General features: G+C 46.1%; 19 protein-coding genes and 1 other RNA gene. 15 read left to right on the top strand and 5 right to left on the bottom strand.

Annotated elements, in window-relative coordinates:
- Positions 1 to 54 precede the first annotated feature (54 nt).
- Genes MWG26_RS17590 through MWG26_RS17575 form a run of 4 tightly spaced genes read right to left on the bottom strand, consistent with a single transcriptional unit; the run spans position 55 to position 4,246 of the window.
- Positions 55 to 894, bottom strand: coding sequence for an alpha/beta hydrolase (locus MWG26_RS17590; protein ID WP_025656416.1), 840 nt, complete (start codon positions 892 to 894; stop codon positions 55 to 57).
- A gap of 30 nt (positions 895 to 924) precedes the next feature.
- Entirely contained in the window at positions 925 to 2,385 is a 1,461-nt protein-coding gene (gene gtfA / locus MWG26_RS17585; RefSeq protein ID WP_025656417.1) for a sucrose phosphorylase, read from the bottom strand.
- Between the two features lie 13 nt (positions 2,386 to 2,398).
- Positions 2,399 to 3,280: a carbohydrate ABC transporter permease gene (locus MWG26_RS17580; protein WP_025656418.1), complete on the bottom strand. Its 882-nt coding sequence runs from the start codon at positions 3,278 to 3,280 to the stop codon at positions 2,399 to 2,401.
- 18 nt (positions 3,281 to 3,298) lie between these two features.
- Positions 3,299 to 4,246: an ABC transporter permease gene (locus MWG26_RS17575; protein WP_025656419.1), complete on the bottom strand. Its 948-nt coding sequence runs from the start codon at positions 4,244 to 4,246 to the stop codon at positions 3,299 to 3,301.
- 421 nt (positions 4,247 to 4,667) lie between these two features.
- On the opposite strand from MWG26_RS17575, the gene MWG26_RS17570 reads away from it, so the two are divergent.
- The 14 genes from MWG26_RS17570 to MWG26_RS17505 all read left to right on the top strand — a co-directional run bounded on the left by MWG26_RS17570 (position 4,668) and on the right by MWG26_RS17505 (position 19,849).
- On the top strand, positions 4,668 to 6,197 hold the full coding sequence (locus MWG26_RS17570; protein WP_025656420.1) for an ABC transporter substrate-binding protein: 1,530 nt from the start codon (positions 4,668 to 4,670) through the stop codon (positions 6,195 to 6,197).
- A 449-nt stretch (positions 6,198 to 6,646) separates the two neighbouring features.
- The gene (locus tag MWG26_RS17565) at positions 6,647 to 7,849 is read left to right on the top strand and encodes an MFS transporter (RefSeq protein ID WP_025656421.1); all 1,203 of its coding nucleotides are present in this window, start codon (positions 6,647 to 6,649) and stop codon (positions 7,847 to 7,849) included.
- Positions 7,836 to 9,356, top strand: coding sequence for a serine hydrolase domain-containing protein (locus MWG26_RS17560; RefSeq protein ID WP_025656422.1), 1,521 nt, complete (start codon positions 7,836 to 7,838; stop codon positions 9,354 to 9,356). Before MWG26_RS17565 ends, MWG26_RS17560 begins: the two co-directional genes overlap by 14 nt.
- The gene (locus MWG26_RS17555) at positions 9,353 to 10,708 is read left to right on the top strand and encodes an MATE family efflux transporter (protein WP_025656423.1); all 1,356 of its coding nucleotides are present in this window, start codon (positions 9,353 to 9,355) and stop codon (positions 10,706 to 10,708) included. Before MWG26_RS17560 ends, MWG26_RS17555 begins: the two co-directional genes overlap by 4 nt.
- A gap of 17 nt (positions 10,709 to 10,725) precedes the next feature.
- Positions 10,726 to 11,598, top strand: coding sequence for an alpha/beta hydrolase (locus MWG26_RS17550; RefSeq protein ID WP_025656424.1), 873 nt, complete (start codon positions 10,726 to 10,728; stop codon positions 11,596 to 11,598).
- A 79-nt stretch (positions 11,599 to 11,677) separates the two neighbouring features.
- Complete coding sequence (locus tag MWG26_RS17545; protein WP_025656425.1) at positions 11,678 to 13,156, top strand: CE1 family esterase; 1,479 nt, start codon at positions 11,678 to 11,680, stop codon at positions 13,154 to 13,156.
- Positions 13,157 to 13,224: 68 nt separating this feature from the next.
- On the top strand, positions 13,225 to 14,106 hold the full coding sequence (locus tag MWG26_RS17540) for a polysaccharide deacetylase family protein (RefSeq protein ID WP_025656426.1): 882 nt from the start codon (positions 13,225 to 13,227) through the stop codon (positions 14,104 to 14,106).
- A gap of 21 nt (positions 14,107 to 14,127) precedes the next feature.
- Positions 14,128 to 14,736: a YesL family protein gene (locus MWG26_RS17535; RefSeq protein ID WP_117441242.1), complete on the top strand. Its 609-nt coding sequence runs from the start codon at positions 14,128 to 14,130 to the stop codon at positions 14,734 to 14,736.
- A gap of 60 nt (positions 14,737 to 14,796) precedes the next feature.
- A complete protein-coding gene (locus tag MWG26_RS17530; RefSeq protein ID WP_025656429.1) occupies positions 14,797 to 15,738 on the top strand; it encodes a nucleoside/nucleotide kinase family protein in 942 nt (313 codons plus the stop codon).
- On the top strand, positions 15,735 to 17,426 hold the full coding sequence (locus tag MWG26_RS17525; RefSeq protein WP_117441243.1) for an alpha-amylase family protein: 1,692 nt from the start codon (positions 15,735 to 15,737) through the stop codon (positions 17,424 to 17,426). Before MWG26_RS17530 ends, MWG26_RS17525 begins: the two co-directional genes overlap by 4 nt.
- Before the next feature lie 15 nt (positions 17,427 to 17,441).
- Positions 17,442 to 18,308, top strand: a complete 867-nt coding sequence (locus tag MWG26_RS17520; RefSeq protein ID WP_025656430.1) for an alpha/beta hydrolase — start codon at positions 17,442 to 17,444, stop codon at positions 18,306 to 18,308.
- A gap of 32 nt (positions 18,309 to 18,340) precedes the next feature.
- Complete coding sequence (locus tag MWG26_RS17515; protein ID WP_117441244.1) at positions 18,341 to 19,303, top strand: Gfo/Idh/MocA family protein; 963 nt, start codon at positions 18,341 to 18,343, stop codon at positions 19,301 to 19,303.
- 121 nt (positions 19,304 to 19,424) lie between these two features.
- Positions 19,425 to 19,637: a hypothetical protein gene (locus MWG26_RS17510; RefSeq protein ID WP_025656432.1), complete on the top strand. Its 213-nt coding sequence runs from the start codon at positions 19,425 to 19,427 to the stop codon at positions 19,635 to 19,637.
- Complete coding sequence (locus MWG26_RS17505) at positions 19,634 to 19,849, top strand: type II toxin-antitoxin system RelE family toxin (protein ID WP_025656433.1); 216 nt, start codon at positions 19,634 to 19,636, stop codon at positions 19,847 to 19,849. Before MWG26_RS17510 ends, MWG26_RS17505 begins: the two co-directional genes overlap by 4 nt.
- A gap of 140 nt (positions 19,850 to 19,989) precedes the next feature.
- Here MWG26_RS17505 and ssrA read toward each other — a convergent pair.
- Positions 19,990 to 20,334: a transfer-messenger RNA gene (gene ssrA, locus MWG26_RS17500) on the bottom strand.
- Between the two features lie 978 nt (positions 20,335 to 21,312).
- Here ssrA and MWG26_RS17495 point away from each other — a divergent pair.
- Complete coding sequence (locus MWG26_RS17495) at positions 21,313 to 22,134, top strand: zinc dependent phospholipase C family protein (RefSeq protein WP_025656434.1); 822 nt, start codon at positions 21,313 to 21,315, stop codon at positions 22,132 to 22,134.
- Positions 22,135 to 22,162: the final 28 nt, after the last annotated feature.

Genomic DNA, 22,162 nt, shown 5'->3' with positions numbered 1-22,162 from the left:
CATTCGCGTCCGCCATTCGTCAACGAGTCTAAAGCTCGTTAACTAACTCCCGATTTAGAAGGGATTCCCGCAGTCCGTATCTTCCAGCCCAAAGAACACCAGTGCCTCCTGTATTGCGAGATCCCAGAAACGCCATTCATGTTTATATCCTGGCAGATCAAACCATTTGACATCCAGCCCGATTTCTTTGCAATGCTCCCGGAATATCTTATATCTGTCGTAAAGGATTGCATCTTCGTGTCCGCAGGCGAACATCAGCCTGGGGAGATCTCCAGTTGGAGCCAGTTCATCAATCAGGGCCCATACATTTTCTTCTGAATTCACGTAAGCCTCGAAGCCTCCTGCATTTTCGATCGTTTGTACCATTCGGGGATTCGCAGTGTCCATAATCAGACATGGGTGCCCGGGCCTTAGTTCATCAAATGGAACAGGTACTGCAGAGAGCACAGCGGCAGCGGCAAATAACTGTGGATAGTTTACCGCAAACTTAATGGTGCCGCGCCCGCCCATGGAAAGGCCTGCAATAAAGTTGTCTTCCCTTTTATCGGATACCGGCAGCCAGCCATAGACCAGGGGCATCAGTTCTTTTGTGAAATAATCATACATATTGTAACCCAGCATTGCATTCGGCCAGTTTGAATAATTGGAGTTTAAGGCGGAAGGGCATACTACTATAAGGTTTTTTTCTGCGGCATACAGCTCAATGTTCGTTTTTCTGAGCCAGTCGGTATCGTCGCCGTATGTACCGTGGAGCAGCCAGAGAACCTTATATTTTTTATTACTGCCATAAAACTCTGCGGGGGATATTCCACGCTTCTTATCCGGCAGAATGACGGTGATCTGGTGGTTGTTGTTTAGATATTCGCTTTCAAAATTGTAGGTCAATAATGACATAATTGTAATCTCCTTTGATATTTTATAAAACTATAAGATACATTCCCGCCCGGAAGCTTCGTCATAATACACAATCTGATAAGTAAGCTCTTTGAAATCAGCTGTTAAGGCCGTGTAATAATTGTCTTTTTTCCAGGTTATCGTAAGTGTACCATCGCCGCGGTCTTCACCGATTGTGATGTCTCCGTTAAAAGCTTCATAATTGTTTCTGAAACGCATCAGTTCATACAGGCGCTTACATACCGGCTTTTGGACCGCAGCTTCCAGCTCTTCCCTGGAGAATGTGTGGCGGTTGATGGTTCTGGGATCCGGGTTCGTCTTCATGCTCTCAATATCGTTTTCTCCTGCCAGGAGGCCCACGTAATATATCTGGGGAATACCGGGAGCATAAAACTGTACGGCTCTTGCAATCAGGTATGCACGATCACTGCACCGGAGTGCGGAGTAGTAGGTGGAACCCAGCTGGTAGCTTTTAAACTTGCCGTCCTTTGATGTAATCATGCTGGGAAGCTTGATGTACTGCTTTGCTTCTTTGGTGATTTCATCCACATCGTCCCTCACATAATCAATTTCTTCTTCTGTGAGTAAACCAGCGACATCAACGACACCGATTCCATCATGTGTATCCAGGGTGGTGAACTGCTTTCTCGGACAAATGTTAAGCCAGTGGATCAGCCGGTCGGTTCTTCCGCTTTTCAGCCCGTGGAGTAAAAGCATAGGAAGAGCAAAGTCATAGACCCAATAGCCCTTCTTGGCCATCTTAAGCTGGATTTGATAATTCTCATGGATTTCGGGCAGCATTTCGGTCTGCGTCTTCCTTAACGGCTCCATGCCGATATCCAGAACGTTCCATATGTCCGGCTCTACAAAAAAGCAGCTTGTCCCGGGGCGTTTCGAGGCATAAGCGAAGGCGTCAAATCTGACCAGGGGGACATGGCTGCTGATTGTGCCTAAATTTCTGGCATAGTAATCCTTCGTGGCTTTAGCATAGGGATTGATGTCAATCTGTTCCTCAAAAAAGGTGTTCCACAAGTGAACGGTTTTCCCGTCCTTTCTTGTAAATTCAATGTATGGATATACAGCTTTTCTGCGGTACAAAGCCTGGTACTGCTCTTCGGTGGGATTTCCTTCGGGCCAGAATTCTTCCCAGTGGATAAACATATCTCTGTAGGGAGAAGCATCGCCGTTTTCCATATAATCCTGGAATTCTCCGGAACGGATCGATACATGATTCAGCATGAAATCCGCCATCATATAATATTGTCCGGCCAGCCGGTCGATGTCGTCCCAGGTTCCGAAGGCGGGATCTACCTGATCGTAATTGATTACGGCAAATCCCCGGTCACCGGATGCGGGATAGAAGGGAAGTACATGCAGCCCCCCGATGGCATCCCTGAAATGCCGGTCCAGTATTTCATCCAGTTCTTTTAGGTCTTTGCTCATGCTGTCGGCATAAGTGATGAGCATGATTTTATTTTCTATTTTCTTCATGGGGCGGCCTCCTCTAACCCTTCACAGATCCTACCGTGATTCCCTTGGCAAAGGATTTCTGGAAAAACGGATAAGCGACAAGGATCGGTAACAGGGCAATCACAGCCAGCGCCATACGGATGCTGACACTGGGGAGTTCAGTAATCTTTACGCTTGGGTCAGAATGTGACTGCAGGAAGGCGATGTTGCTGAGAACCGAATTCAAGTAGTTCTGGATGCCGAAAAGTTCTCTTTTGGTGTGGATAAAGTATACGCCGTTTGTCCAGTTATTCCAGTATGCAATCGCAGTCATCAGAGCAATGGTGCCAATGATCGGTTTGGACATGGGAACGACGATTTTTACCAGCGTATGCAATTCGCCTGAACCGTCAATCGTAGCAGCCTCGATCACCTCATTTGGTACATTTGTGTTAATGTAGGTACGGACCATAATGACAAAGAAGGCATTCATTAACAGGTAGGGAACGATCAATGCCCAGATGGTATCCGTAATATGGAAGATCCGTGAATAAATCAAATAGGTCGGGACAAAGCCGCCGTTAAACAGCATAGTAAAGAAAATGATGAAGGAAAGAACTCTTCTTCCGGGAAGATCTTTCCGGGACAGCGGATAGGCAAACAGCATCGTCATAACTACGCTTACTGCCGTGCCCACGCCTGTAACTAAAAAGCTGATACCGTAAGCCCTAAGTACATCTCCTTTTACGCTCCAGATGTATTTATAAGCGGATAAAGAGAATTCGGAAGGAATGAAGGAATATCCATTTTGGGCAAGCGCGACCTCAGAAGTAAAAGAACTTGAAATTAACAGTACGAATGGGAGGATACACGCCAACACGAATAAAATCATGATGAATCCCATTATAAAACGAAAAATCTTATTTTTGTAAATCATTAAATTTCCCTCCTGTATTTAGAATAAGCTGCTGTCTTTGTCTACCTTCGATACGACTGCATTTGCGGTAAATACGCAGATAAAGCCAAGTATGGACTGCAGGAAACCGCCGGCTGTGGAACGGCCAATATCGTTCAGTTCTAACAGGGCACGGTATACATAGGTATCGATGGTCTGAGTCGTTGAGTATAGAAGGCCGCTGTTCATCGGGATCTGATAGAACAAGCCAAAGTCCGAGTAGCAGATCCGGCCAACGGCAAGAAGGACCAGCGTAATAATCGTTGGTTTCAGGGCCGGCAGTGTAATGTGGCGGATCTGAGCCCAGACACCTGCGCCGTCTACTGCCGCAGCTTCATAATAGGACTTATCAATTCCGATTAATGTGGAATAGTAAAGAATAGAACTGTATCCAAACGTCATCCACAGATATACGAGTATCAGAATATAAGGCCAGTATTGGGACTCATTGTACCAGCTTACCGGATCGATTCCTAACATCGGTAAAATAGTAAGGTTCATGAAACCATTATTGCCGCTTAAAAATGCATATACGATATAACTGATGATGACTGTCGAAAGCAGGTAGGGGATCAGTATAATCACCTGGCTGAATTTTTTGAAAAACTTGTTATAAATGGAATCCAGGCAGATAGCTACAAATACACCAAGCGCATTCCCTAAGAAGATGAATCCCAGATTATAGAGGATTGTATTCCTGAAAAAGATAAATGCATCATTGGTACTGAATAAGAACTTGAAGTTGTCCAGTCCGCACCATGGACTCTCGAAAAGGCCGATGGAATAATTGACCTTTTTAAATGCCAGTGCAAGCCCGGCCATTGGCATATAGTTATTAATAATTAAGTAAATCAGACCTGGCAGTATCATGAGATAAAGCGGGATATATCTTTTCATCCGGCGCCTTGACATTCCCTTTTTCTTGACTTTCAATTTTTCTTGTTTCATAAGAACCTCCTTGATTTTTACGTTCCTTTATTCCCGTGGGCAGCGAGCCAGACTGGTATGTATGTCCAATTGGCAGATGCCGAAGGGCCAAACGCTCTGCCGTGTGGTGTGCTGCAAATCTGAAGCTGTTTGCGGCGGGGCATCTGGCGTCTTACTTATAAATGTAGTGGAAAGGTGCACAAAATTCTATCAAAAAACGGATTCAAACTGTCAAAATTCTGATTTTAAAAAATAAATAGTATATAAAGATGACGAAAATGTAAAAAAAATAGTGTGGAATATTAAAAAATTGATGTTTTAGGACAAAAAAATGATAGAAGAGCAACATTCGGATTTGGTATGATGTCCATGCAAGACAACGAAAGGCCAAAGCGCAAAGGCTATAAATGAAGAAGAGATCCACGAAAAGGAGGAAGAGTTTATGAAGAAAAGAATAATTGCCAGCCTGCTTGCACTCAGCATGGCGGCGGCTCTGTTCACGGGGTGCAGCTCATCGGAAAAGAAGGAGGACGACAAGCAGAAAGCAACAGAGGATCAGGCGGCAGACGAAGACTACCCTGTAATAAAAATGGCATATTCCGTTGTGTTCCCATCACCGGATGAAGAAGCAATTGAAGAAGAACTGAATAAGATTTTGAGAGAAAAGGCCCATGCAGAGGTGGATCTGGTGGGGATTGAATTCGGTAACTGGGCAACACAGCTGAACCTGATGCTGACAGGCGGCGGAGATGATTCACTGGATTTATTTAACTCCTTCTGGTACACATCGGTTTCCAATCTCGTAGCGAACGGACAGGTTATGGAGCTTGACGGCCTGCTGGAATCCGAAGGAAGTGAAATTACAGATTTATTCGCGGATGGAATGGAACAGTACTTAAAATGCGGAGAGGTTAACGGAAAACAGTACGGCATTCCATGTATGTATTCCTATTGTACCGAAAATCTTTACTATGCCAGAACAGAAGACGCTCAGAAAGCAAATGTAGACTGGAGTAAGGTGACGGATATTGACAGTATGTCTGACGCCATCCTGCAGATTAAAGCGGCGAATCCGGACAGCTATTACATCCCGGGTTCAACGGAGGCTTACTGGGTTCCAAAGAGCATTGACTACCTGGGCGACACAAATTACCTGGGAGTCCTGACGAATCCGACAGAAAGCACAAAGGTAGAGAATTTCTATGAATCCGAATACTTTAAAAATTGGCTGGGACATGTAAAAGAGTGGAAGGAAGCCGGCGTATTCAGCCCGGATCCGCTCAGCAACAGCAATGCGTCCCTGATGAACCTGCTGATGGGCGTGGCAAACGGAACGACCGGGTACGGTTGGGATGCAGAGGTGTCTATGGAGGCAACGATTGCACAGAACAACCTCGAATTAGAGGGGACAAAGGTGACAGATGCACTTTCCACGACAAGTGATGCAACAACCTATATGTGGCATATCAGTTCCTTCTGTAAAGAACCGGAAGCGGCTATGAGGATACTGAAAGTGTTATATACCGATCCGGAAGCGGCACAGCTGGCTGCAAATGGCATCGAGGGACTTGATTATGAACTGAATGAAGACGGACAGATGGTATATCCGGAGGGCAAGAGCGGCATGGCAGACCTCGGCTGGGCAGCGGCATCTATGGCATACTGGCCGAATGTAATGCTCTGCAAGACATGGTACTACGAACCGGAAGATATTTACGATCAGATGCTGGAAAAGAATAAAACCTGTGATAAGTCTCTGGCATTAGGATTTACGTTTGATTCCACAAAGGTTGCGGATCAGATGACGGCCTGTGCAAATGTTGTGGCGCAGTACTATACGCCGCTGATGTACGGTGAGGTGGATATTGAATCCACACTTCCGAAATTCCAGGCAGACCTTAAAAATGCCGGAATTGATGAGATCATCGCAGAGAAACAGGCGCAGCTTGATGCATGGCTCGCAGAACAATAAGCCAGCCGTTGTAATTACGAAAGAGAGGGCAACGCCCTCTCTTATTGTTTAACAGGCAAGCGTTCCTCGCTTGCGTGCTAAACAATAAGCCCTCCCGGCGGGATGCGCACTGCGGCGTAAAAGGTAGATGCCGCGATGCGGCCGCCGCAGGCGCGAGTTTCGCAAGCGAAACTCCATTTTATCTTATAGAATAATTCGTCTATAAGATAAAAGGCCCTTCGGGGGATGCGCACTGCGGCGTAAAAGGTGGATGCCGCGATGCGGCCGCCGCAGGCGCGAGTTTCGCAAGCGAAACTCCATTTTATCTTATAGAATAATTCGTCTATAAGATAAAAGGCCCTCCGGGGGATGCGCACTGCGGCGTAAAGGTAGATGCCGCGATGCGGCCGCCGCAGGCGCGAGTTTCGCAAGCGAAACTCCATAATTAACAATATAAAGGAAATAAAATAATGAATGAAAGATTGTGGAATAAACATTATATCTCGGTACTTCTTGTCAATACATTGAACGCTTTCTCATTTTATATGACAGCCACAATTCTGTCCAAGTATCTTGTGAATATAGGGACTACTGTGGCCATCGCAGGGTTTATCGTGGGACTGTTTTCTCTGACTTCACTGTGTTGCCGGCCCTTCAGCGGAATCATGGCGGATCGGTTGAGCAATGTGACGCTTTTAAAATGGAGCAATGTGCTCATGGGGATTGGACTGCTCGGCTTTACGCTGACAACTCAGATTCCCCTTTTAGTCGGATTCCGGATTATCAATGGAATCGGCTTCGCGTTATCAGGAACCTGCCAGATTTCTCTGGCCTCCCGTTATATTCCCAAGACCAAAATGGGGGAAGGGATCGGCTATCTGGGACTGGGCATGGTGGTCGGCTCTGCAGTGGCTCCGGGAATCGGAATTACGATAGCGGATATTGTTGGAATGAAAGCAACATTTTTGGTTTCCGCAATATTGACCGTCATAGCGTATGTCATCTTATGCTTTTTCCATGAAGAGAAGAAGCCTGCAGCGGAAAAGAAAAAAATCGGGTTCAGTGATATTATTGCGGTAAAGGCGCTTCCATTTACACTGGTTGCGGGTACATTTTCGTTTACAAACGGGATCGTTGCATCGTATTTAGTCTTATATGCGGATGAGATCGGAGTGAAGGGAATCAGTATCTATTTTACGGTGTGTGCAATTGTCCTGTTTATCATCCGGCCGTTCTCAGGCAAACTGATGGATAAAAAGGGGATTGCCATTACAGTTCTGCCGGGCCTGCTGCTTACGGCATCGGCTATGTTTATGCTGGGAAGAAGCAGGACGCTGCTGCTGATTTTGGTGGCCGGGGCCGTCAGGTCACTGGGACAGGGTGCGGCACAGCCGTCTCTCCAGGCAGGCTGCATTCATACGGTAGGGACCGAAAAAAGCGGGGTTGCCACGAGTACATATTATCTGGGCGGAGATATCTGTCAGGGTGTTGGTCCGATGATTGGCGGATGTGTTGTTCAGATGTTTGCAGGGACAGCGGGATTTACAGCTATATTTGATATCTGCGGCATCTTGCTGCTGGGAGCGCTTGTATTTTTCCTGTTTACGGTAAGGAAAACGTCACCACGTATGAATCAAAGGGCAAAGAAAGGAGAAAATTATGCCGAATCATGATGAATTGGAAAGAATATCGCCGGAAAGAGCAGGGATTGAAAGCAGTCAGGTAAGGCGGTGCCTGGAAAAGCTCACGAATGAATGGGCAAGTATGCATGGATTTATGGCTGCCAGGAATGGGCAAGTATTTGCAGAATGTTTTTGGTCGCCATATAGCAAAGACCTGGTCCACGGCAATAACTCTCTTGGGAAAACCTATACGGGAACGGCGGTCGGAATTGCGCTTATGGAACACAAGCTGTCGTTAGAAGAAAAAATGACAGATATCTTTGCAGAAGAAATAAAAGAGAGAAATATTGAAGTTTCAGAATTAATGAAAGAGATCAGAATCAGGGATGTCCTTACCATGACCAACGGACATGCACGCCATCCGGAAATAGGGGAAGACTGGATCGGGGACTATTTTCGGACTCCTATGAAATATAAGCCGGGGACAAGATTTATGTATAACACGTCCGGCGCCTGCATGTTATCTGCAGTGATAAAAAAGAAAACGGGGCAGAATTTAAAGGAATACCTTACCCCAAGACTGTTTGATGAAATCGGAATCAACGGGGAACGGTTCGTGTGGTTGAAGTGGCCTAACGGCCTGGATGCCGAACCGGCTACATTTTCCACAACGGAAGACAACTTAAGGCTGGCGCTTCTGTACATGAACGGAGGCAGCTGGAACGGCAGGCAGCTGGTCGACCCCGATTACATAAAAGAGGCCCTATCCGTTCAGATTGGGAATGAATACGCACCGGAACAAAAAGACGGAAGATGCGGATACGGCTATCAGCTTTGGGCCTGCAGCATACCCGGCGTGTACAGGTTTGATGGAGCACAGGGGCAATATGGAATCGTGTGGCCTAAGAAGCGGGTCGCAGTGGCAGTCCATGAGGGAGCCATAGCGCCATACGGGCCGCAGCGCACATTGGATGTGATTTACGAAGAACTGCTGCTGAAGATCGCAGAAGAGCCTTTAGAAGAAAATGAAGAGGAATATAACCGGTTATTGGAAATCGAAAAACATATGGAGTTTATGCCGGACAGACCGAATGACATAACCCCGGACCTTGATTTGAGCGGTAAGTATATAGTGACAGAAGGGGACCCAACACCCTGGCTGGGGCTTGCGCCTCCGGGAGGTGCTGACATGTTTGCTTTATACAGGGCAAAAGACAGAAAAGGCAGGATGGAAGAATTCAGGCTGGAAATGAAAGAGGACCGCTGTATATTGGAAGTGAACGGTTATGCCAGGTTTGAGGCGGGTTTTGACGGGAAGCTTGTACTGAGGAACACAGACAATGTATTCCCGGATCTTACGGCATACAGCGCTACAGCGCGGTACATCAACGGATATACCCTGGAGATCACCATACATTGGATGAGCAGTTGGGCGCTGACCATCATGAGGTTTGAAAAACAAAACGGAACGGTGAAAATTACCGCCATGAAAAACCGGTTAAATCAGGAAGACAATTGGCTGGTATACAAAGGGGAAGCCCGGGGTGTAGAGCTATGAAACTGTTTACATCGGATAAGAGTTTCTACCGTAAAACAGTAAAGCTTGCGGTGCCCATTACCCTGCAGTGCCTGATCACGATCGGCGTGAATATGATGGACAATATTATGGTAGGCACCCTGGGGGAAAATGCGCTGTCGGCGGTATCCCTCGCGAACCAGTTTATCAATATCTTCACATTTGCATGCATGGGGCTCGGGCAGGGAGCGTCTATCCTTGCCGCAAGATTCTGGGGGATGCAGGATAGAAATGCGTTGAAAACGACGATATCTATTGCACTAAAGTTTGCTGTAGTTATATCTTTGCTCTTTACTTTTGCGACCTTGTTTTTCCCGGGTGCGATTATGCGCACGTATATAGCGGATGCAGATGTAATATCAGAAGGCATAAGATATTTTGGGTATTCGGCATACTGCTACCTATTCTGCGGGCTTTCGCTGATCGGCTCTAACATACTGCGAAGCGTGGGACAGGTGAAGATCCCACTGTATACGGCCGTCCTGGCATTTTTTGCAAATGTTGGTTTTAATTATATCTTCATTTTCGGCAAACTGGGATTTCCGGCAATGGGGGTTGTGGGAGCCGCTTTGGGAACACTGCTTGCCAGAATACTGGAATTTGGGATTACCTTCGGGTACCTTCTGCTGGCTGACAAGGCAATCCAATACAAAGTAAAAGATATTCTGCTTAAAAGTAAACATTTAAATAAAGAATTCATGAAAGTTGCGCTTCCTGTCATGATCAGTGATACATTACAGGGATTTGGCAATAACGTAATAGCGATGATTACCGGGCGCATCGGATCCCAGTTTGTAGCGGCATTCTCCATCACGGCGGTGATCCAGCAGATGAGCAGCGTCCTGACACAGGGAGTGGCACAGTCCAGCAGCATTGTAGTAGGGCATACACTGGGCAGTGGAGATGCAAAAAGGGCCGGGGAAGAGGCCGATGCATTTGTCGGGCTCGGCATTGTAGTGGGAGTGGCGGCAGGAGTCGTGATACTGCTTGTCTCCGGGCCGATTATTTCCTGCTATAACATTACAAAGGCAACAGAAATGATAGCCCGTCAGTTAATGTGGGCGATTGCGTTTATTGTCTTCTTCAGATCCATAAACAGTATTCTTACAAAAGGGGTCTTAAGAGGCGGCGGGGACACAAGATTCCTCATGGTGGCAGACATTATTTTCTTATGGGCGGCCAGCGTGCCTCTGGGCTATGTCGTTGGAGTTATGTTCAAAGCGCCTGCATTCTGGACCTATTGTGCGCTGAGGATTGATGAAATATTAAAATGCGTATTATGTTTTTACAGGCTGCGCGGAGGAAAATGGATTAAAAATATCAGCGCCAGGTAAAAAGGGAAGGAGAGATTATGGGATTATTGAGATTTAGCTTTCGATCAGAGATATTAAGCCTGCACACAAATGTTACGGTCACATTTCCATCGGAAGATATGACCTATTACCCGCTCACGGAACCGAAGCGGGAAGAAGGTGTGGCTGCCAGGCGGCAGTGGGAATACCGGGAGGGCATGAAACTGCAGACTGTATACCTGCTCCACGGGGGCGGAGACGATGATACCTGTGTGGTACGGAAATCGAATATAGAAAGATATGCACAAGAAAACTGTGTGATGACGGTAACGGCGCAGGTAAATGACAGTTTTTTTATGGATACACAGTATGGCTATAAATATTTTACTTTTATGACAGAGGAACTTCCCAAGGTCATCCAGACGATGTTTCCATCCTCTCCAAAACGGGAAGATAACTTCGTAGTGGGGCTGGCCATGGGCGGGAACGGTTCCCTGGCGCTTGGGTTAAAACGGCCGGATTTGTACCAGGCCTGCGTGGATCTGTCGGGCGGGATTGGATGCAGCGTGGATACGGATGCATTTATTGAACAGGTGCGGACGTTGGAAATGCGGAGAATGCAGGCCACATTCGGAGATCCGGACCGGTTAAGAGACAGTGAGTATGATCTGGGCGGATATGTAAAAAGGCACCTTGCAAAAGGGACAGCGCTGCCGGAAATATTTATCGCTGTAGGGGAAAATGACTTTATCCGGGACGTTGTGAGACGTGACAGAAATGCCCTGGCTAAACTGGGCGTCAGCTTCCATTATGAGGAGGCGCCTGGCTATACCCATGACTGGAATTTCTGGGATCCATATCTGAAAAAAGCTCTGGACGAATGGCTGCCGCTTCGGAAAATGCCAATCTACACCCAAAAGGGCATCTCGTAACTCATGCCCTATGGGCGTGTTTCCAGCGAAAGCTGAAAATCAAGGTATGCAGAAAAAAGAGAAAGGAAAAAGATAAAGCATGAGTGAAACGACAAAAATAAAGCTTCTGGCAGGAATCCCGGATGACGACAATCGTGAGTATCTGCCGGAACGTTTGAAGGAGAGCGAAATTGTTGTCAATGAGAATGGGAACAACTCCCAGGTCTATCCGGCAAATCTTAAGGAAATGAAGGCCTGCCTGATCGACGATGAGGAGGATACCTGGTATGAATATGTACCGGACAGTTATGATCCTTCCAGGAAGACGCCCCTGGTTTTTTCCATGCACGGCGGGATTATGACGGGGTGGGCACAGTGCATCTATACTTCATGGTCGCTTGTGGCGGACAGAGAGGGATTTATTGTGGTTTACCCAAATGCGCACCGGCGCAGATTCTGGCAGATTGAGTGTGAAAGAAGATTATTTGAAGAGCTGTCCGCGCCGAATGAGGAAGGGATCTATATGCATGATTTTCCGGATGACATCAGCCAAAATAATGATGTCAGGATGGTCTTTGAGCTGCTGGAGATCATGAAAAAGAAATACAATATTGATGAAGAACGGATCTATATGCAGGGCATGTCCCTTGGAAATGCAATGACGGCGATGATGGCAAGACATTATGGGGATCACTTTGCGGCAATGGCGGGTTCTGCGGGGCCAAGCACCATTGGCCTTTTGTTTGATGAACACGACAACCCGGTGAACGATGCCGGTCCGCTCACAGTCTGGCAGGCCAGAATGGAATTCGACCAGTCGCCGCCGGGCAGCACTGACACGGTGGAAGACGTGGTGGCTAAAAACAGAGAATACTGGCTGAGAATCAATGAATGCGTGGAATTGCCGGAGCTAAAAATAGAAGGGGAAAACAATTTTGCTTTTTACAGGGGGAAGAAGGCGGATTATGTCTTCCGCGACGTGAAGAACCGGGATCACGGACAGACCTTTGACGAGGCTGAGCTTGTATGGGACTATCTCTTTTCCGGCTCAAAAAGAAAAGCAGACGGAACAACCGAATATATGGAATCAATCTGTAAGAGAGAGGGAGACCGGTATTGCTTTGCAGCCGCACCGGACTGTGCATACGCCTGGGTTCATGGGAAAAAGATAAAAATGCCCGCAAAGTCTGTGATGTGGCAAAAACTGAAATACCACGGGTTGCAGGGACAGGCAAAAGTAAGGGGAGAATACTGCATGATTCCTGCATCATTTATTGCAGATATTATGGGGGCTTCTTATGTAGAAGAAAACGGCCGGGCGGAAATGGCATTAAAAGACGGCAGGATCATCCAGATCGCCAGGGGCTGCATGGGCTGTACGGTTGATAACCGGGTACGCGCTATGCTGTGTGAGCCCATTGAAAGGTACGGCATGCTGTATATTTCGGCGGAATGGTTCTGGAAAGATATCCTCAACCGGCACGTTTCGGTATGCAGCCAGGTGATGTATGCGACAGACCATTACGCGCTGCTATCGGTAAATATGGCAAGGCTGATCAGAGACCTGCTGAAGGAATAAACCGTAACAGTTCAGACAAGCCTGAACAGTTACATTAAACCGGACAGCCTGAGGAAAGGAGAGCGGAGATGAGTTTACAAGTAAATGACAGAATGTTATTCCCGCAGGGAAAAAGAAAGGCGTTCACACTGAGCTACGACGACGGAATCACACAGGACAGAAGACTGGTTGAATTGTTCAATCAACATCATGTAAAGGCAACGTTTAATCTGAATCCAGGCCTGTTTGGGAGAAACGGCACAGTTGCCGCAGGAAAAAAAGAAGTGCCCCATGTGAAGGTGGACGCGCAGGAAGCGGCAGTACTCTATAAGGGGCATGAGACAGCGGCCCATGGCCAGTATCATGAGTGCCTGACAGGCATGGATACTGCAAGGTGCGTGGAAGAAATACTGGAAAGCAGAAAAGAACTTGAGATCCTGAATAAGAATACAGTGACCGGTTATGCCTATGCATTCGGCGCTTATGATGAAATGGTGATAAAGGCTGTCGAAGCTTCGGGAATTACATATGCACGGACGATTGATTCCACTCATAGATTTGATATTCCTGAGAATTTTCTTACCTGGAATCCGACCTGCCATCACGACGATGAAAAAATATGGGATCTGGCAGAGGAGTTTTTATCCGATAGAATGTACTTTAACCTTCTGACTCCAGCAAAGCTGTTTTATGTGTGGGGACACAGCTATGAATTCGACCAGAACGATAACTGGGGGCATATGGAAAACTTTATAGAAAATATGGCCGGGCACGAAGACGTGTGGTATGCGTCAAACGGCGAGATCAGGGAATATGTACAGGCATACCGAAGGCTGGTTTTTTCAGTGGATGGAAAGACGGTATATAATCCTTCTGCAGTCTGTGTCAGCCTGGGCGGGACATTTACAAAAGAGTATATCGAAGTTCCGGCGGGACAGACTGCCAAACTGATTCCGCCGGTGGAAATGTAGAGCGGCTTAAAGGAGAAGGATATGGGATTTTTTAGTACGGAGAATAAGGCAATGCAGCTGTTGGATACATTTTTTGATTATCTGCAGTTACTTTTATTTACGCTCGTTTTTTCAATCCCGATTATTACGATCGGCCCGGCGTTGACAGCGAAGCATTATACTGCCATGAAGATAGCCAGAAAGGAATCGCCGAATGTGATGCAGTCTTTTGTGAAATCATTTAAGGAGAATCTGAAACAGGGAATTCTGCTGGAACTCATAATGCTGACTGCGGCGGCTGTTTTAGCGGTTGACTGGTATATCGTCTGGCATCTGAACCTGGGACTGCTCTCCTATGTACTGTTGTCGGTCATTGTGGTTGTTACGCTTATGGCTGCAATCATAGGTGAGTATTCCTTTGCATTGCTGGCCCGGTTTAACGCCGGCACACTGCATGTCTTAAAGTGTGCCCTGATGATCGGGACCGGGAAGTTTGGCGTCAGCCTGCTTCTTCTGCTGTGCAATATCGCAGTGGTCTGCGCGTGCTTTATATGGTATCTGTATGCGGTTTTTATTTGGCTCATAGCAGGGGCATTGGTACTGAGCATAAAAAGCCATCTGCTTGTTATGGTTTTCAGGAAATTTGAATAGGAAACTATATAGTTCTTAATTATATCAGCGGGTAAACAAAATAGTTGTAGGGAGGATATTATGGATCATATTTTAGAGATTTTGAAGAATGCAGAAAATGGGAACCTTCCAGAGGCAGGGACGGACATTCCACACGGAGACATGCCCGGAGATCAGGTATGCATCGGACCGGACCATATCAGCAAGTCAAAAGTTATTTTTGCAGAACTGCTGAAAATACTTCCGGATGTCATAAAAAGCAGTAAAAGTGGTAAGGCGGTTATCTCAGTCTGCGGTGGTTCCGGGGTTGGTAAATCAGAGATTGCATCGCTGCTTTCCTGGTATTTGAACCAGCTGGGGATTGGCAGTTATACGCTTTCCGGAGATAATTATCCGAGGCGCATCCCCAAATATAACGACGCGGAGCGGCTCCGTATATTCAGACAGTCGGGTGTAAAGGCACTGGCCAGTGCAGATATGCTGGATGAGGAGGTATATTCTGTGCTTCGTAGTCTTCAGGAAAAAGACGATGATGCGAATCAGGAATATCTCGATCAGTACCCTTGGTTCAAGACGTATCTGGACGGAGCAGTTTTGGGATTGAAAGGGTATCTTGGAACAAAGAATGAGATTGATTTTGACGAGATATCGGAGATTGTAAGGTTGTTTAAAATGGGTGCAGAAAATATCTGGCTGAAGAGAATGGGGAGAACAGAGTGCGACTTATGGTATGAAAAAGTTGATTTCAGAGCTATCCATGTCTTAGTAATTGAATGGACCCACGGAAACAGTGACTATTATGAGGGCGTTGATATTCCTGTTCTATTAAACAGTACGCCGGAAGAGACGCTCGCCCACAGGCGCAGCAGAAACAGGGACGGTAAGACCGACAGTCCGTTTACAATGCGGGTTTTGGAAATTGAGCAGCAGATGCTGGGCGCACAGGCGCATAAGGCGAAAATTATCATTTCTAAACCCGGAAGTCTGATAACCTATGAAGAATTGAGGGCAGGAGAAAGATGAAGAAAATAAGTACAAATAACGCCCCCATGCTGAATGCTTATCCGGACAGCATGGGCGGGACGCTGGCAGATATCATCGGTATTTTAAGAAAACCGGAATTTGAAGATACATTTCGTTCCTTTTATATTCTTCCAAGTCTGTTTCATACGGACCTGGACAGGGGATTTTCTGTGATTAGTTACGACCTGAATGATCAGCTCGCAAAACGTGAGGATCTCGAAGAGCTTGGTCAGTTGGGCGTAGACCTGAAACTGGATTTTATTCTCAACCATGCCTCCGTACTTTCAGAACAATTTCAGGATATTCTTAAAAACGGAGAGAATTCAGGCTACCGGGATTTCTTCATTGACTGGAACCAGTTTTGGGATGGGTATGGAGAGATGACGCCGGAAGGTTATATCCAGCCAAAGGACGAGTACATTAAGAATATGTTTTTTAGAAAGCCGGGCCTTCCGATTCTGATGGTTTGTTTTCCGGATGGAAAAAATGTCCCTTATTGGAACACTTTTTATCAGGAGGTCAGGTATCCTGCTTTAGATGCGCAGGATGTCATGAGGGCGGCCGGCACGCAGTATTATGCGGCAGATGAAATCGCGCATATGGTTCAGGAAGGGCTTGAGACGGGAAAGAAACCCGGAGAAATTGAATTTGGAAAGTACGCCCCATATAAGGAGGCGGTTGTGGAGTACCTGGAATCCAATAGAAAATATCTGGGCCAGATGGACTTAAATATTAAGTCACCGCTGGTATGGGATTTTTACGATGCGGTTTTAAAAAAGCTTTCCGGATACGGTGCAAAAATCATAAGGCTTGATGCGTTTGCCTACGCCCCAAAGGAACCGGGGGAGAAAAACTTCTTAAACGAACCCGGCACATGGGACGTTTTAGAAAAGGTGCAGGAATTGGCAGATAAACATGGCCTGTCACTTTTGCCTGAGATTCATGCAAGCTATGGGGAAAAGAATTATGAAGTGATATCCTCAAAGGGGTATTTGACCTATGATTTCTTTCTTCCGGGCCTGATCATCGACGCCTTGGAGAATGCGGACGGCACGGCCTTGAAAACATGGGCGGATGAGATCACTCAAAAGAAAATAAAAACAGTAAATATGCTTGGATGCCATGATGGAATACCGCTGCTGGATCTAAAAGGGCTGATTCCGGAAGAGCGCATCCAAAAGCTGATTGACGTTGTAGTTGCTAGAGGCGGTATGGTAAAAGACCTTCATGGGCAGAAAAACATATATTATCAGGTAAATTCCACCTATTACAGCGCATTAGGGGAAAACGACAGGAAAATGCTCATGGCCCGCGCGCTGCAGCTGTTTATGCCCGGTAAGCCGCAGATTTGGTACCTTGACCTGTTTGCAGGGAAGAACGACCATGAGGCAGTGAAGAAAGCCGGTGCGGCCGGTCATAAGGAAATTAACAGAACCAATTTATCAACCGTACAGATGGAGCAGGCGCTGTGCAAGGAAGTCGTCAGGAAACAGCTTGATATGCTGCGCTTCAGAACATGTTTTCCGGCTTTTTCCTTTGATTCCGAGATATCTGTTGACGTACAGGGGAGCCGCATGACATTTGAGTGGAAGAAAGCGGGCTATACTGCGGTGTTAAAGGCGGATCTGTGGGACATGTCCTACGAAATAAAAGGAACGGCCCCAACTGGGGAAATTCTGGAAGAATAGAGAGGCGGGAGTGTAATGGAGAAGTATACATACCATGATGTAAACCGGAGAGGGACCATAAAAAGGATCGAGTATCTGACTACGAATCAAGAGGGGGAATCAAGGGAAAAATATGCGAATATGTATCTGCCCTATGGCTATGATGAAATGGATTGGAGCAAAAAGTACAATATCCTCTATGTGATGCACGGCGGGGGAGGTAATCCCGATGCATGGCTGGACTGCTGCAAGATAAAAAATATGCTGGATTACGTGATTGATTCAAAGAAAATCGATCCTCTTATCGTCGTTTTTCCATCATTTTATAAGGAAAAAACAGGCCGGATAGGAGAGCCGGTGCGGGAGGTGGAACGCGGTCACGTCCAATTCTTCCAGACGGAATTAATAGAGGATTTGCTGCCGGCGGTTGAAGGGGCATGCAACACCTATGCCGACGACATCACCAAAGAGGCCTTCCGGGCTTCCAGAATGCACCGGGGATTCTGTGGGTTTTCGATGGGCGCTGCGACAACATGGTATGCGTTTACCAGGAATATGGATTATTTTGCCTACTATGTGCCTCTTAGCGGGGATTGCTGGGAAGTTGAGGGGCAGGGTGGTTTGACGAAACCGGAGGAAACAGCAGCCTTACTGCATAAACATGCCGTCCGGTCGGGATATGGCGCCGATGAATACTTCATATATACCGCGACAGGAACAAAAGATATCGCATATGAAGCACTGAATAACCAGGTAAACGCCATGAGGAAATATCCGGATACTTTTGTGGAGCATGAAAACCTGCATAAGGGGAATTTTCACTATCTGCTGGCGGAGGGGGAGGTGCATGCCTATGAGGCAGTGTACCATTATCTATATCACTTTCTGCCGTATTTATTTTGAGAGAGTTTGTCAGATAAAAGAAAGGGGAAGGCATGTTAAAGATCGGCATTTTAGGAACAGGTTCCATTGCCCGGAAGATGGCTGCAACAATATCGGAGATGGATTCGGCATGCGTTTATGGAGCTGCATCCAGAGAAGAAGGGCGCGCGCATAAATTTGCGCAGGAATACAAGATTGAAAAAGCCTATGACGGGTATGAAAGTATGGTAAATGATCCGGCCATCGATCTAATCTATATTGCTACGCCGCATACACTTCATTATGAGCATACAAAACTATGTCTGGAACATGGAAAACATGTGTTGTGTGAAAAACCATTTACGGTAAATGCGGTGCAGGCAGAGGAAGTGTTTGAAATGGCTGATAAAAAGGGCTGCTTTGTTACAGAAGCAATGTGGACAAGATACATGCCTTCAAGAAAAATGATAGAGAGCATGATTGGTGAGGGAACCATTGGAGAAATCCAATCACTGACGGCCAATTTAGGCTATCCGCTGCTGGGAGTCCAAAGGCTGACAGATCCCCGGCTTGCCGGGGGCGCACTCTTGGATCTGGGGATCTATCTGATTCATTTTGCAAGGATGATATTTGGCACTAAAATCGAAAAGGTTCAAGCGTCATGCGTCTTACATGAGAAGGGAGTTGACATGTCGGACAGCATTACTTTGGAATTTGAGGGCGGAAAAATGGCTGTGCTTCACAGCGGCATTGGTTCCGTGTTTAACCGGAAGGGTGTGCTGTTCGGAGAAAAGGGATATATGGAAATAACAAATGTCAATAACCCTGAGAAGGTAGTGGCGTATGACCAGAGAGACCGGTTGATAGGGCAGAAGCTCCCGCCTGTGCAGATTACGGGACTGGAATATGAAGTGGAAAGCTGCTGCAGGGCAATCCAAAACGGGTGGAAAGAATGTCCGGAATTGCCCCATGAAGAGACGGTGGATGTTTTGAGGATGATGGATGATATGAGGAAGGGGTGGGGGATGAGATATTAAGAAACCTGACGTTTGTATTTGATTATTGATAAGGTACACTGATAATCGAATAGACTTTACACTTTCACATATGATATAATACATATAGTAATAAATATGTATCAAAAAAGGATGTGATAGCATGAGCAACAAAGACAGGATTATACAATTAATCAATGATGTACCAGACAATAGGCTTGTTTTTATCGTTGATATGCTTGAGTCATTAAAAGCATATGCCGGCGAAGAGATAGAGCCGGACGAATGGGACTTGCAAATGATCGCACAAGCCGAAAGAGAAAATGACGGTCAGACATTTACGCTTGGTGACGTGAAACAGGAATTAGGCGTATGAGTGAATATAAAATCACTTTTGAAAAATCTGCCGTGAAGTTTAAAGCGGTATCGATATTGCCGGATGGCACAGACATCAAAAAATTAAAAGGATATGACCTATATCGTATGCGGATAGGAAATGTACGTGTGATTTATTCTATCAACAAAGAAGTAAAAATCATTAACATTGAAAACATCGACAATAGAGGAGATATCTATAAAAAATACTAATCCACAAAAAAGAGTGTAAAGTCTATTGAGGTACTAATGTAGAATTACACTCTTTAATTTCACACAATTCGATGAGATTAACGGGGAGGTTGGAACGGTAAATAAATGGGGAACAGACGAATATTCGCTGTTCCCCATAATAGTGGACCTGGCGGGAATCGAACCCGCGTCCAAAAACCTATCCCATGTACTTCTACTATCATAGTCAGTTCTTTTTCATTCCCTCTGCCGTACGGGAACTAACACCCTTACGGTTTCAGTAGCTTCATGATACGCCTAACAGCTCAAAGCTTTGCTGATATCGTTTCCCACATAGTCGGTGCCAGATTCCCAGGGTGCGGGTGCCCCGGGGCTGACATGCAGCATTTAGGCTGCAGCTAATTCGAAATTATCGTTAGCGTTTAATTTTAAGTTTGCGATTTGACGCATCTGCCTGCGGATAGCTTCTCCATCTTCAAGATCCCTGTCGAAACCAGTACAAGCCCCTGTATTAGATGTGGGCAGAAAAGAAAGTTCATGTATATTCTGCCGCATATCTATTCTATAAAAAAGAAGCTTCAAAGTCAAGGCATTCAGAAAAGTTTACATTTTTTTCAAATCGGGATTTAGCGACGGGCTTTAGTCTCGGCGCGTATGGAGACGCTCCATAAAGGGATAGCCGAAAACCTCCCGGAGAACATCCATGTCCTTTCAAAAACGCGGCCACGGGCCTAAGAAATTCTAGGCGGGAAACAGCCCTGAAAATGGAGCACCACTGACACATCACGAGAAATCCGATGATTTCTCGCGCTGGGTCAGCTGATTTTTGGATTCGGAATCCAAAAATCTCTCCATTTTCCGGGCTGTTTCCCACCAAGAATTTCTAAGGTCCGCTTTGAGCGTTTTTGAAAGGACATGGATGTTCTCCGGGAGGCTTTCAGCTATCCCTTCATGGAGCTGGCGCATCCAACCGGCAGGTAAAGGCTCGTTTCTAAGGAGGAACCTTAAACGGGGGCAGCGTATGGATATAGAATTGGTGGTATTTTTATGTCCCCGGTAGGTGTACAAAAGCAATGGGATACGGTTCCAGTATCAAAATAATTTAATACACTATGCGGTTTTGTTTTAGGTCTCATTTCATATACCCCTTATTTTGCACGGTAGGTTATTTCTGTAGTATTCAGTATATGGAAAAGAATGTAAATGCCGCCTAATCATACAGGAAATACGCTGCTATTGAAATTTTACATAAATTTTTCTATGATATACTGGTTTCTTTCCCCGATTTCTGTGATAATATATATCCAAGGGCATTCCATAATTGATATTCTGCGGACGTTATAAAGCAGGACTATTTATATTTACCGGGAGATTAGACGAATGGTAAAAGCCTGAAGTGCACCGGTCTTCGCCGCGCGCGGGATGTGGAATGTTTTTGCCGGAGGGGGAATACATAAAAATTAATAGGAAAAGAGGTTTTTGCTATGCCAACAACGTATGCACACTATAGATTTGGAAAGGATGTTATTAGTGCCCTTCCCAGGCCGCTTGAAAAAGCGGTGGAGAACAACAGGGAATTATTTGATATCGGCCTTCACGGACCGGATATTTTGTTTTATTACAAAGCCTTGAAGTCCAATCCGGTGAGCGGGCAGGGATACGCGCTGCATGATAAGATGGCGGATCAGTTTTTCAGCCATGCCGCTGAGATTATCTCAAAAACCGATGACAGTGCGGCGGCCAGGGCTTATATGTATGGGTTTATCTGCCATTTTGCACTGGACAGTGAGTGCCATAAGTACATTGAAAAGATGATACAGGTCAGCGGGATCAGCCATTCCGAGATCGAGATGGAATTTGACCGGTATCTCCTGACCGGAGACCATATTAATCCGGTGACGTATTTTTCTGCAAAACACATTCACCCTACGATGGAAAATGCAAAGGTAATCGCGCCATTTTTTGAGGATCTGTCTGCTGATACCGTAAAAAAGGCGCTGAGCTCCATGATTACTTACCATAAGCTCCTGCTTGCGCCCGGACAGAAAAAGAGAAAACTGGTTTTTGGTGCTATGAAGGTAATGGGAAAATACGATTCTATGCACGGAATGGTTATGAGTGAGGAGGCAAATCCGCAGTGTGAAAATTATTGTCTGCTGCTGAAAAAACTATATGCGGGAGCTGTGCCGCTGGCTGCAGACTTGATCATTAAGTTCCAAAAAGTCCTGTTCCAGGATGCGGAGCTTCCGGTAAGATTCCATGAGACATTCGGCGCAGGTGAAGACTGGAAGGAACTGCCGCTGTAGGATCAGGGGCAAACGGATATACACGGAA

The sequence above is a fragment of the Faecalicatena contorta genome (assembly GCF_022835095.1).
In the GTDB taxonomy this organism is placed as follows: Bacteria; Bacillota; Clostridia; order Lachnospirales; family Lachnospiraceae; genus Faecalicatena; species Faecalicatena contorta.
The sequence above is the reverse complement of the archived record's forward strand: the minus strand, read 5'-3'. Positions and strand labels throughout refer to the sequence as shown.

Excerpts from the sequence above, each read along its gene's own strand:
- MWG26_RS17505 (WP_025656433.1), top strand. The coding sequence starts at position 19,634 with ATGAGTGAATATAAAATCACTTTTGAAAAATCTGCCGTGAAGTTTAAA.
- MWG26_RS17520 (WP_025656430.1), top strand. The coding sequence starts at position 17,442 with ATGGAGAAGTATACATACCATGATGTAAACCGGAGAGGGACCATAAAA.
- MWG26_RS17560 (WP_025656422.1), top strand. The coding sequence starts at position 7,836 with ATGCCGAATCATGATGAATTGGAAAGAATATCGCCGGAAAGAGCAGGG.
- MWG26_RS17535 (WP_117441242.1), top strand. The coding sequence starts at position 14,128 with ATGGGATTTTTTAGTACGGAGAATAAGGCAATGCAGCTGTTGGATACA.
- MWG26_RS17565 (WP_025656421.1), top strand. The coding sequence starts at position 6,647 with ATGAATGAAAGATTGTGGAATAAACATTATATCTCGGTACTTCTTGTC.
- MWG26_RS17530 (WP_025656429.1), top strand. The coding sequence starts at position 14,797 with ATGGATCATATTTTAGAGATTTTGAAGAATGCAGAAAATGGGAACCTT.
- MWG26_RS17570 (WP_025656420.1), top strand. The coding sequence starts at position 4,668 with ATGAAGAAAAGAATAATTGCCAGCCTGCTTGCACTCAGCATGGCGGCG.
- gtfA (WP_025656417.1), bottom strand. The coding sequence starts at position 2,385 with ATGAAGAAAATAGAAAATAAAATCATGCTCATCACTTATGCCGACAGC.
- MWG26_RS17590 (WP_025656416.1), bottom strand. The coding sequence starts at position 894 with ATGTCATTATTGACCTACAATTTTGAAAGCGAATATCTAAACAACAAC.
- MWG26_RS17550 (WP_025656424.1), top strand. The coding sequence starts at position 10,726 with ATGGGATTATTGAGATTTAGCTTTCGATCAGAGATATTAAGCCTGCAC.
- MWG26_RS17575 (WP_025656419.1), bottom strand. The coding sequence starts at position 4,246 with ATGAAACAAGAAAAATTGAAAGTCAAGAAAAAGGGAATGTCAAGGCGC.
- MWG26_RS17495 (WP_025656434.1), top strand. The coding sequence starts at position 21,313 with ATGCCAACAACGTATGCACACTATAGATTTGGAAAGGATGTTATTAGT.
- MWG26_RS17580 (WP_025656418.1), bottom strand. The coding sequence starts at position 3,280 with ATGATTTACAAAAATAAGATTTTTCGTTTTATAATGGGATTCATCATG.
- MWG26_RS17525 (WP_117441243.1), top strand. The coding sequence starts at position 15,735 with ATGAAGAAAATAAGTACAAATAACGCCCCCATGCTGAATGCTTATCCG.
- MWG26_RS17545 (WP_025656425.1), top strand. The coding sequence starts at position 11,678 with ATGAGTGAAACGACAAAAATAAAGCTTCTGGCAGGAATCCCGGATGAC.
- MWG26_RS17510 (WP_025656432.1), top strand. The coding sequence starts at position 19,425 with ATGAGCAACAAAGACAGGATTATACAATTAATCAATGATGTACCAGAC.
- MWG26_RS17515 (WP_117441244.1), top strand. The coding sequence starts at position 18,341 with ATGTTAAAGATCGGCATTTTAGGAACAGGTTCCATTGCCCGGAAGATG.
- MWG26_RS17540 (WP_025656426.1), top strand. The coding sequence starts at position 13,225 with ATGAGTTTACAAGTAAATGACAGAATGTTATTCCCGCAGGGAAAAAGA.
- MWG26_RS17555 (WP_025656423.1), top strand. The coding sequence starts at position 9,353 with ATGAAACTGTTTACATCGGATAAGAGTTTCTACCGTAAAACAGTAAAG.